Origin of the sequence: Ornithinibacter sp. (genome assembly GCF_035443565.1) — a bacterium.
Classification (GTDB): Bacteria; Actinomycetota; Actinomycetes; order Actinomycetales; family Dermatophilaceae; genus Fodinibacter.
Genome location: NZ_DAORSO010000021.1, coordinates 11224 through 19914, shown reverse-complemented (window position 1 = coordinate 19914; position 8691 = coordinate 11224). Strand labels below are relative to the sequence as shown.

General features: G+C 73.1%; 7 protein-coding genes and 1 pseudogene. 5 read left to right on the top strand and 3 right to left on the bottom strand.

The features are described from left to right. Positions 1-3 precede the first annotated feature (3 nt). From PLL68_RS04300 to PLL68_RS04290, 3 genes and pseudogenes are all read left to right on the top strand, one after another. A pseudogene (locus tag PLL68_RS04300) lies at positions 4-404 on the top strand (DUF3151 domain-containing protein). 4 nt (positions 405-408) lie between these two features. Beyond that, positions 409-1224, top strand: coding sequence for a helix-turn-helix transcriptional regulator (locus PLL68_RS04295; protein WP_324531970.1), 816 nt, complete (start codon positions 409-411; stop codon positions 1222-1224). A 92-nt stretch (positions 1225-1316) separates the two neighbouring features. Next, positions 1317-2618 (top strand): adenylosuccinate synthase, encoded by a 1302-nt coding sequence (locus PLL68_RS04290; protein WP_324531969.1) that lies wholly within the window; start codon positions 1317-1319, stop codon positions 2616-2618. A gap of 8 nt (positions 2619-2626) precedes the next feature. Here the strand turns inward: PLL68_RS04290 and PLL68_RS04285 are convergent, their stop codons facing one another. Continuing rightward, positions 2627-4876 (bottom strand): HelD family protein, encoded by a 2250-nt coding sequence (locus PLL68_RS04285; protein WP_324531966.1) that lies wholly within the window; start codon positions 4874-4876, stop codon positions 2627-2629. Between the two features lie 125 nt (positions 4877-5001). On the opposite strand from PLL68_RS04285, the gene purD reads away from it, so the two are divergent. After that, on the top strand, positions 5002-6273 hold the full coding sequence (gene purD, locus PLL68_RS04280; RefSeq protein WP_324531964.1) for a phosphoribosylamine--glycine ligase: 1272 nt from the start codon (positions 5002-5004) through the stop codon (positions 6271-6273). A gap of 160 nt (positions 6274-6433) precedes the next feature. Here purD and PLL68_RS04275 read toward each other — a convergent pair whose 3' ends face one another. Then, positions 6434-7369: an LLM class F420-dependent oxidoreductase gene (locus PLL68_RS04275; RefSeq protein WP_324531962.1), complete on the bottom strand. Its 936-nt coding sequence runs from the start codon at positions 7367-7369 to the stop codon at positions 6434-6436. Positions 7370-7523: 154 nt separating this feature from the next. Between PLL68_RS04275 and PLL68_RS04270 the strand changes: the two genes are divergently transcribed. Continuing rightward, positions 7524-8423 carry a phosphoribosylaminoimidazolesuccinocarboxamide synthase gene (locus PLL68_RS04270; protein ID WP_324531960.1) on the top strand — a complete coding sequence of 300 codons (900 nt, stop codon included), beginning with the start codon at positions 7524-7526 and terminating at the stop codon, positions 8421-8423. Positions 8424-8447: 24 nt separating this feature from the next. Here PLL68_RS04270 and PLL68_RS04265 read toward each other — a convergent pair whose 3' ends face one another. Continuing rightward, the gene (locus PLL68_RS04265) at positions 8448-8639 is read right to left on the bottom strand and encodes a hypothetical protein (RefSeq protein ID WP_324531958.1); all 192 of its coding nucleotides are present in this window, start codon (positions 8637-8639) and stop codon (positions 8448-8450) included. Positions 8640-8691: the final 52 nt, after the last annotated feature.

Here is an 8691-nt window from a genome sequence, read left to right as displayed (position 1 = left end):
CCCATGACCGACCTGCTGGGAATCCCGCCGACGCACCTGCCTGACGACCCGGCATCCCACGCCCTGGAGATGGGGGTGGCGCCCGACCAGGTGGCTGCGGCCAACCCGACGTCGTCCCTGGCGTGGGCGGTGCTCGCCGAGGACGCGTTCGCCGACGGGCAGGTCATCGAGTCGTACGCCTACGCCCGCACCGGCTACCACCGCGGCCTCGACGCGCTGCGCGCTCGGGCTGGCGCGGCCAGGGCCCGGTGCCGTGGGAGCACGAGCCGAACCGCGGGTTCCTGCGCGCCCTCGCGGCCCTGTCGCGGGCGGCCGAGGCCATCGGCGAGGAGGAGGAGCGCCACCGGTGCGCCGAGTTCCTGCGCGCCTCGAGTGCCACCGGCGCCCGAGAGCTGGGGCTCTGACGCCTTGACCCCCGACCCGGCGGCGAGCGACGGGGGGCTGCTCCTCGTCCTGGAGGAGCAGCTGCGGCGCGAGCACGAGCGGATCGAGGCGCGCCGGGCCGACCTCGCGACGACCCGCGACCTGCTCTCGCGGGTCACGAGCCGGGCGCTCGGTGCCCGCGCACGAGCCGTCGAGGTCATCGAGGACGCCCACGCGCCCTCGGTCGTCAGCGCCCTGCTGGCCGACACAACGGGCCTGCTGCGCAACTACGTGCTGACCGTCGCGGAGGGGCCGGCGCTGGACGCGGCGACGATGCAGGCCAACGTCGACCGCATCCGGCGGGGGTCGCCGCAGCGGGCGCTGTACCCGGCGACGGTGCTGGATGCCGCGGACGGGGGGCGCTGGATGGCCCAGTGGGCCGAGGTCGGGGAGGAGCAGCGGGTGCTGCCCACGACCGAGACCGAGTTCGCCGTGTTCGGCTCGACCGCGGTCGTGGCGCTCGCAGCCTGGGACGACCCGTCGCGGGGGTACGCGATCATCCGTGACCCGCTCGTCATCCGGCTCTACAGCGCCTACTTCGACCTCGCGTGGGCCTCGGCGGTGCCGGTCGCCACGCTGTCGGGGGAGGCGGGTGTGGGGGGCGTGGGGGGCGCCGGGGACGCACCGCTCGTCGAGCTGCTCGAGCTCGGCCTGAAGGACGAGGCGATCGCGCGCCACCTGGGGGTGAGCCTGCGCACCGTGCGCCGGCACATCGCCGCGCTCATGGAGGTCAACGGGGTGGACACGCGCTTCCAGCTCGGAGCGGCCCTGGCTCGGCAGCAGCGGGGAGTGTCGCGGTAGGCTGCGGTGTACGAGGCCCCGAAGCGTAGGCGCGAGGGGCCTTCCGCGCGTCGAGGGCACCTGGCTCCGGCGCACGTCCGGAAGGAGTCGGCATGCCGGCGATCGTGCTGGTCGGAGCCCAGTGGGGCGATGAGGGCAAGGGCAAGGCCACCGACCTGATGGGCGGTGACGTCGACTACGTCGTGAAGTTCAACGGTGGCAACAACGCCGGTCACACCGTCGTCATCGAGGGGCCGGACGGCACGCGTGAGAAGTACGCGCTGCACCTGCTGCCCAGCGGCATCCTCACGCCGACGGTGACGCCGGTCATCGGCAACGGCGTCGTCGTCGACCTCGAGGTGCTCTTCCAGGAGCTCGACGGGCTCGAGGCCCGCGGTGTCGACACCTCACGCCTGGTCGTCTCGGCCAACGCGCACGTCATCGCGCCGTACAACCGCACGCTCGACAAGGTGACCGAACGCTTTCTCGGCGCCCGCCGGATCGGCACGACCGGCCGGGGGATCGGCCCGACCTACGCCGACAAGATGAACCGCATCGGCATCCGCGTCCAGGACATCTTCGACGAGGGGATCCTGCGCCAGAAGGTCGAGGCGGCGCTGGCGTTCAAGAACCAGGTGCTCGCGAAGATCTACAACACCCGCTCGGTCGAGGCCGACCGCGTCGTCCAGGAGCTGCTCGGCTACCGCGAGCGGCTGTACCCCATGGTCTGCGACACCTCCCTGGTGCTGGAGAAGGCGCTGGATGCCGGTGCGAACGTGTTGCTGGAGGCCGGCCAGGCGACCCTGCTCGACGTCGACCACGGCACGTACCCGTTCGTCACGTCGTCGTCAGCCACCTCGGGTGGGGCGTGCACCGGGTCCGGCATCCCGCCGACCCGGGTGTCGCGGGTCATCGCGATCCTCAAGGCGTACACGACCCGCGTCGGTGAGGGGCCGTTCCCGACCGAGCTCTTCGACGACGACGGCGAGACGCTGCGCACGGTCGGCGCCGAGTACGGCACGACCACCGGCCGCCCGCGACGCTGCGGCTGGCTCGACGTCGTCATCGGCCGCTATGCCAACCGGATCAACGGCGTCACCGACTTCGTCATCACCAAGCTCGACGTGCTCACCGGGTTCGACAAGCTGCCGATCTGTGTCGCTTACGAGGTCGACGGCGTCCGGCACGACGAGATGCCGGTCAACCAGAGCGACTTCCACCACGCCAAGCCGGTCTACGAGGTGCTCGACGGCTGGTCGGAGGACATCTCGGGGTGCCGCACCTTCGAGGAGCTTCCCGCGAACGCGCAGGCCTACGTGCTGCGGGTCGAGGAGCTCATCGGTGCTCGGGTCTCGGCGATCGGGGTCGGCCCGGGCCGGCACGAGATCATCCAGCGCCACGCCCTCCTGGACTGAGCCCCAGTTCAGGCGGGGCGCAGGACGTGCATCCGGTGCGCGGCGCGGGTCAGCACGACATAGAGCACCCGCACCCCTCCGGGTGACTCGGCGGTGATGCCGTCGGGGTCGACCACGACGGTGGCGTCCCACTCCAGGCCCTTGGTCGACAGCGGGTCGATGACCTGCACCCGGCCGCCGCCGCTGCCGTCGAGCGCGGCGACCTGCTCCATCCAGCGCCCCGCCGCGATGACCGCGATCGAGCCGTCGACCTCCGCGAGAAGCTGCTCCACGGCATCCGACGTCGCCTGCGCCATCGAGCCGTCGACCAGCCGGTCGACGGGGTCGACGTCGGTCTCGCGCACGGCATCCGGGATGTCGGCGTCGGGCACGAGGGGGAGGATGACGTCGCGGGCGTAGTCGAAGATCTCGCGGGCGTTGCGGTAGTTGGTGTCCATGTGGAAGGCCTGGCGCGCCTGCCCGGAGAAGGCCTCGTCGCGGGCCCGGCCGGCCTCGGCGAGGTCGCCCCACGAGGCCTGGGCAGCATCGCCGACCACGGTCCACGATGCCGAGCGACCACGACGCGCGAGCATCCGCCACTGCATGGGGGAGAGGTCCTGCGCCTCGTCGACGAGCACGTGCGCGTACCAGGACGACCGCTCGATGCGGCCCATCATGAGGCGCTCCCGGGCATCGGCCGGCGTGACGATGCCGACCTGCGAGTTCGTCGTGACCCGGCGGTCGATCCCGGCGCGCACGTCCTGCACGCCGTAGGCCGTGAGGTTGTCGAGCTCCTCGATGTCGTAGAAGCCGACGTCCTCGCGCTCGACGACCTGCACCGCGGCCAGCCGGGCCACGAGGTCGTCGACGAGGGCTGCGTCGGCCACCGACCACGAGCCGTGCGCCAGGGCGTCACGGTACGACGCGGCGAGGGCGGCCGCCTCCTCCTGCTCGAGCACACCACGGCTGACCTCGTAGGCGTACTCGGTGTCGGCGAGGCCGAGCAGCAGCTCGCGCGGGTCGAGCGGGCGCCACCACGCGGCGACGAAGTCGTCGACGTCGCGCGAGCCCTCGAACGCCTCGAGGAAGGCATCACGCTCACCGACCCGCACCGAGCGCCAGGCGGCCTCCGCGAGAGCCGTGCGCGCGGCATCCGCCGCGAGGTTGTGCTGGTGGCCGCGAAGCACGTCGGAGCGGACCCGGCGCAGGACGGGCTCGTCGAGGCGGACGGCATGGCCGGCGATGAAGGCCCGGAACGTCGTGGGCGACCCGGCGGGCGCCCGGGACGCGAGGCGCGCGAGCAGGCGGCGGATGCGCAGCGAGCCCTTGATGGCGGCGACCTCGGGGCTGTCGAGGCGGGTGGCGGTCATGCCGTCGACGACGTCGCCGAGGGCCCGCAGCGCCACCGACTCCTCACCCAGGCTCGGCAGGACGCGCTCGATGTAGGCGGTGTAGGCGGCCGAGGGGCCCACGACGAGGATGCCGCCGCTCTCGAACCGGCGCCGCTCGGAGTACAGCAGGTACGCGGCACGGTGCAGCGCCACGACGGTCTTGCCGGTGCCGGGGCCGCCGGTGATCTCGGTGACGCCGCGCGAAGGGGCCCGGATGGCCTCGTCCTGGTGACGCTGGATGGTCGCGACGATGTCGCGCATCTGGCGGCCGCGGGTGCGCGTCAGGGCCGCCATGAGGGCACCGTCACCGAGGACGACGAGGTCGTCGGGGGCGGCGGGCACCATGAGGTCGTCCTCGGCGCCGACCACCGTGGCGCCGGAGCAGCGCAGCACGCGCCGGCGCACGACGCCCATCGGGTCGACGGGGGTGGCGCGGTAGAAGGCGGATGCCGCGGGGGCGCGCCAGTCGACGACGAGCGGTTCGTAGTCGTCGTCGCGAACCCCGAGGCGGCCGATGTAGCGCACCTCGCGCTCGGCGGCGGTGGACTGCTCGGTGCCGAGGTCGAGCCGGCCGAAGACCAGGCCCTCGTACTGCTTGTCGATCATCGAGCGCCGGCGGGCCGCGGCGTACACCAGCGCGTCGCGCTCGAACAGGCCGGTCATCTCCTCGTCGCGCACGTCACCGGTGCGCGAGGTGCGACCGCGGGCCAGGCCGTCGGCCTCGACGTCGGCCGCGCGTCGGCTGGCCTTCTCGAGCTCGGCGTAGACCCGGTCGACGTGGGCCTGCTCGAGGGCGAGCTCGGCCGCGACGTCGGGAACGGCAGCCGCGTCGGGGACGTCGGGCGTGGTCTCGGACGTGCTGTCGGGCGCCGTGGGTCGGGCGGTCACGAGGTGAGCTCTCCTGGCTGGGCTGCTGGTGCTGCTGGTGCACGTGGCGCGAGCCACGGAACTCACCAGTCTAGCCGCGCGGACCGGGCAGGGCCTCCGGGTGGTCCTACCTCTAGATTGGGCGCGTGAAGGTTCTCGTCGTCGGGTCCGGGGCCCGCGAACACGCCATCGTCCGCTCCCTCTGCCTCGACCCGTCGGTCGACGAGGTCGTCGCCGCCCCGGGGAACCCCGGCATCGCCGACCTTGCGCGCTGTGTGGCCCTGCCCGGTGGGGTCACCGACGCCGACTCCGTGGTGTCGCTGGCCTTGGATGCCGGTGTCGACCTCGTCGTCATCGGGCCGGAGGCGCCTTTGGTCGCGGGCGTGGCGGATGCCGTTCGAGCCGCCGGCATCGCGTGCTTCGGGCCGTCGGCGGACGCCGCCATGCTCGAGGGGAGCAAGGCCTTCGCCAAGTCGGTCATGTCGTCGGCGGAGGTGCCGACCGGCCTGGCTCACGTCTGCACGACCATGGAGGAGGTCGCTGACGCCCTCGATGCCCTCGGCGCCCCGCACGTCGTCAAGGACGACGGGCTCGCGGCCGGCAAGGGGGTCGTCGTCACCGATGACCGGGCCGAGGCCTTGGAGCACGCCCGCGAGTGCCTGGCCAAGCCCGACGGCGCCGTGGTCATCGAGGAGTACCTCTCCGGCCCCGAGGTCTCGCTGTTCTGCCTGTGCGACGGCTCGACGGTGGTTCCGCTCACCCCCGCGCAGGACTTCAAGCGGGTCGGCGACGGGGATGCCGGGCCCAACACCGGGGGGATGGGCGCCTACAGCCCGCTCGGCTGGGCCCCGGACGGGCTCGTCGACGACGTCGTGCGCCGCGTGGCCCAGCCGGTCATCGACGAGATGGCGCGCCGAGGCACGCCCTTCGTCGGGGTGCTCTTCATCGGGTTGGCCCTGACCCCGCGCGGGCCGCGGGTCATCGAGTTCAACGCGCGGTTCGGCGACCCCGAGACCCAGGTCGTGCTGACCAGGCTGCTGACCCCGCTCGGTGGCCTGCTGCTGGCTGCGGCGACGGGCCGGCTCGAGGAGGTGCCGCCGCTGCGGTGGTCGGCCGAGCACGCCGTCACCGTGGTCGTGGCTGCGCAGAGCTACCCGGCGACGCCGCGCACCGGTGACCCGATCACCGGGTTGCCCGCGGGTGACGGGGCGTACGTCCTGCACGCCGGCACGGCGCTGGACGCCTCGGGGCAGCTGGTCTCCGCCGGTGGGCGGGTGCTCTCGGTCGTCGCCACCGGTGACACGTTGGCCTCTGCGCGCGAGCGGGCCTACGCGGCCGTCTCCGGGATCGACCTGCCCGGCTCGCACCACCGCACCGACATCGCCCTGCTCGCCGAGCGCGGCGAGATCACCATCTGATCCGGGCCGTACCCGAACTGACCAATAGGTCGCTGTGGGTACGCACTGTGTGGGTCGGGCCGCTCGCCCGCCGCGACGGCCTGCGCGACCGCGCGAACGGCATCCGGGAGGGGTTCGAGCTGGTCCTCGAGGTCGGCGGTCACCGGCAGGTCGAGGGAAGCTAGGCGGGGACCGGGGGTGCGGCCAGCGCGGCGTGCACGTCGGCGAGGTGGTCGAGGTCGGCGAGGTCGAGCACCTGCAGGTACACCCGCGTCGTGCCGACCTCGGCGAGCCGGCCGAGGCGGTCGCGTGCCTGCTCGAAGCTGCCGGCGACGCCGTTCTCCACGAGCTCGTCGACGTCGCGCCCGATGGCCTGCGCCCGGCGGCGAACGGTGGCGTCGTCACGACCGACGCACACGACCTGGGCGGCCGAGTGCGTGAGCGTGGCAGGGTCGCGCCCCACGTCGCGGCACGCCGCGTCGACGCGCTCGAAGAGCCGACCGGTCTGCGCCACCGGGGCGAACGGCGCGTTGAACTCGGCGGCGAAGCGTGCGGCGAGCGCAGGCGTGCGGCGCCGACCGCCACCGCCGACGATGATCGGCACCCCTCCGCTCTGCTCGGGCGCCACGAGGCCGGGGTTGGCGCGCACCGGGTGGTGCGGCCCGTCGTGCTCGAAGGTGGACCCGGGGGGTGTCGACCACAGGCCGGTGATGACGGCGAGCTGCTCCTCGAGCCGGTCGAAGCGCTCACCCAGGGGTGGGAAGGGGATGCCGTACGCGGCGTGCTCGGCCTCGAACCACCCGGCGCCGAGACCCAGCTCGACCCGGCCGCCGCTCATCCGGTCGACGTCGGCGACCATCACCGCCAGCGGACCCGGCAGCCGGAAGGTCGCGGACGTGACGAGCGTGCCGAGCCGGATGCGGTCGGTGTCCCGGGCCAGGCCAGCCAGGGTGGTCCATGCGTCAGTGGGGCCCGGCAGGCCGTCTCCCGACATGTGCAGGTAGTGGTCGGAGCGGAAGAAGGCGTCGAAGCCGAGCTCCTCGGAAGCCCGGGCCACGGCGAGGAGGTCGTCGTACGTCGCGCCCTGCTGGGGCTCGGTGAAGATGCGAAGGTCCATGCCCCCACGCTAGGCGGATCGTGGTGCAGCGTCCGGCGATGGGGTCGCTCGAGCAGCCAAGATGCCGGACGTCCTGCGCGCAGGGGCGGTGCGACGGCGAAGGTCCTGGCACCGGGCGAGAACGTTCCGCGGGGGGGCTGGAAGAATCAGCGCCATGCCCGATGCGCCCGCGCCCCTGCCCCTGCCCGGCTACGCCCACGTGTACTCCGGCAAGGTGCGCGACCTCTACGCGCCGGTCGACCCGGCATCCGGCGAGCCGCGCCCCGACCAGCTGCTGCTCGTCGCGTCCGACCGCATCTCGGCGTTCGACTTCATCCTCGACAGCCCCATCCCCGACAAGGGTGAGGTGCTGACCCGCCTGTCGCTGTGGTGGTTCGCCCAGCTCGAGGACCTCGTGCCCAACCACGTCATCTCCACCGACGTCCCGGATGCCGTGCGCGGCCGGGCCGTGCTCGTCGAGCGTCTCGAGATGCTCCCCGTCGAGTGCGTCGCCCGCGCGTACCTCACCGGTGGGGGGCTGGGGGAGTACGCCGCGACCGGTGCCGTCAGCGGCATCGCCCTGCCGGCGGGGCTCGTCGACGGTGATCGGCTGCCCGAGCCGATCTTCACCCCGTCGACCAAGGCGCCCATGGGCGAGCACGACGAGCCGATCCCGTTCTCAGCCGTCGAGGCCGAGATCGGGTCCGACCTCGCGGCGCGGGTGCGCGACCTCACCGTCGCGATCCTGGCGCGCGGCAACGAGATCGCTGCGGGGCGCGGCATCCTGCTCGCCGACACCAAGGTCGAGTTCGGCCTGCGCGGTGACGAGATCGTGCTCGCCGACGAGGTGCTCACCCCCGACTCTTCCCGCTTCTGGCCGGCCGACCAGTGGGAGCCGGGCCACCCGCAGCCCAGCTTCGACAAGCAGTTCGTGCGCGAGTGGCTGACGTCGCCGGCATCCGGGTGGTCGAAGAGCTCGGGCGAGGCGCCTCCGCCGCTGCCCGAGGACGTCGTCGCCCAGACGCGCGCGAAGTACGTCGAGGCCTACGAGCGGCTCACCGGCGAGACCTTCTGACGCTCGGCCGCCACTCGCGGCGGTTCAGGCCTGGGTCAGCCACTCCTCGAATGTGCGCTGGTCCTGCGGGACGCCGGGTTCCGGCAACAGGGCCTCGCGCAGCCCTCGCACCGGGATGGGCAACCGCGTGACCCGCACGCCCGGATGCCGTGCGCTCGCCACTGCGCGCGCCATCACTGCCGCGTCCATCACCTGCGGGCCCGCGAGCTGACGCACGGTCGGTCCCGTGCTGGTCGGACCGGCGTGTGTCGGTCCGGCGTGTGTCGGT

Coding starts and splice junctions, on each gene's coding strand:
- PLL68_RS04290 (WP_324531969.1), top strand. CDS start 1,317: ATGCCGGCGATCGTGCTGGTCGGAGCCCAGTGGGGCGATGAGGGCAAG.
- PLL68_RS04275 (WP_324531962.1), bottom strand. CDS start 7,369: ATGGACCTTCGCATCTTCACCGAGCCCCAGCAGGGCGCGACGTACGAC.
- PLL68_RS04270 (WP_324531960.1), top strand. CDS start 7,524: ATGCCCGATGCGCCCGCGCCCCTGCCCCTGCCCGGCTACGCCCACGTG.